We start from the raw sequence: 1219 nt of genomic DNA, 5'->3' as shown, positions 1-1219 counted from the left end.
CGATTATCTGGCGGCGCGGATCGCGCTGCCGCGGCGCCTCGCCTATGCCTGGCTGCGGCGGTTTCACGGCCGGGGTTCCGGCACCATGGTGGCGACGCGCTCGCTCGCCGCCGAACTGCAAGCCCGCGGATTTGGCAATACGCGCCTGTGGTCGCGCGGCGTCGATGCGGCGCTGTTCCACCCCGGCCGCGCCGGGCCCCTGCCCTATGAGCGGCCGATTTTCCTCTCGGTCGGCCGGCTGGCGGTGGAGAAGAATCTGACCGCGTTTCTCGATCTCGACCTGCCGGGAACCAGGCTGGTGGTCGGCGGCGGGGCCGCACTCGGTGCGCTGGCGATCGACCGGCGCGCGTGCCGGAGATTCGCCGAGCAATTCTCCTGGCAGGCTTGCGCTTCGCTGTTTCTGGACCATCTGGTGCCGATACGGTCGCCCGTATCGGCACCAGCCTGATATCCAAATCATCGCAGCCAAACAGCGGAACACAGCCTTGGCTCGTTCCGCTACCGTCGCGAATTCGGCACGCTACGCCCGCCCGGCTCGCGCCGACCGAACTGGTGCACCATCTCGACCGCCTCATCGCTATCAGAGGCCGACAAGGCGGCAGAGATCGGTTGTCCGTGTAAGCGCACGGTAGTCGAATCTACCCGGTTGCAATGGTATCAGGATAAGGTCTGCTGCCTGCGCGGCTGTATAGCCGGCGTTATTGCTGTCGCGGCCCGTGTCGATAATAGCAAATCGCGACCCATGCAACTACGCCGGTCATAAGGGTCGTCCCGGATATTCCGGATCGGTCAGCCCTGGAAACGGCCCCAGATAGGATTCGACGTAGATGACATGGGACGACATGCCGTCCGTCGCGCTCCATCTGTGCAGCATGAAGGCCGGCGGCTCGAAGACCAGCGCCGCCGGCGCCTTCGGGTCGAAATCTAGTGCCCATTGGTGCGCCACCGACGGCGCGATGATGGCGACCGCATGGTCCACCCGCCCGACGATCGAGCGATGATGATGGCCGCATACAATCCGTTCGACTTGGTGGTGCGTCGCGATAATTGCGGCGAATTCGTCGCTGTCGGTAAGATTAAGGTATCTGCTCATCCTGGTCCGTCGGCCAGTTGAATCGATTGTGAATTGACGTGACCACGGCGGATACGATTCGACGGGAGGCGTGAGCGAGCTTCCTGACCTGTCCCTTCTATCGCATGCTGAGAAAGACGCGCTGAT

Annotated in this window: 1 protein-coding gene and 1 pseudogene; one reads left to right on the top strand and one right to left on the bottom strand. The window is 63.6% G+C overall.

What is annotated here, in order from left to right:
• A pseudogene (locus AiwAL_RS00010) lies at window positions 1–448 on the top strand (glycosyltransferase family 1 protein); the annotation flags it as partial.
• A 309-nt stretch (window positions 449–757) separates the two neighbouring features.
• Here AiwAL_RS00010 and AiwAL_RS00005 read toward each other — a convergent pair.
• Window positions 758–1093 (bottom strand): hypothetical protein, encoded by a 336-nt coding sequence (locus AiwAL_RS00005; protein WP_235705676.1) that lies wholly within the window; start codon window positions 1091–1093, stop codon window positions 758–760.
• Between the last annotated feature and the right edge of the window lie 126 nt (window positions 1094–1219).

It is taken from the genome of Acidiphilium sp. AL, from assembly GCF_025499445.1.
In the GTDB taxonomy this organism is placed as follows: Bacteria; Pseudomonadota; Alphaproteobacteria; order Acetobacterales; family Acetobacteraceae; genus Acidiphilium; species Acidiphilium iwatense.
Note: the sequence above shows the minus strand (reverse complement) of the source record. Positions and strands in the feature narration are given on the sequence as shown.

Coding starts and splice junctions, on each gene's coding strand:
- AiwAL_RS00005 (WP_235705676.1), bottom strand. CDS start 1,093: ATGAGCAGATACCTTAATCTTACCGACAGCGACGAATTCGCCGCAATT.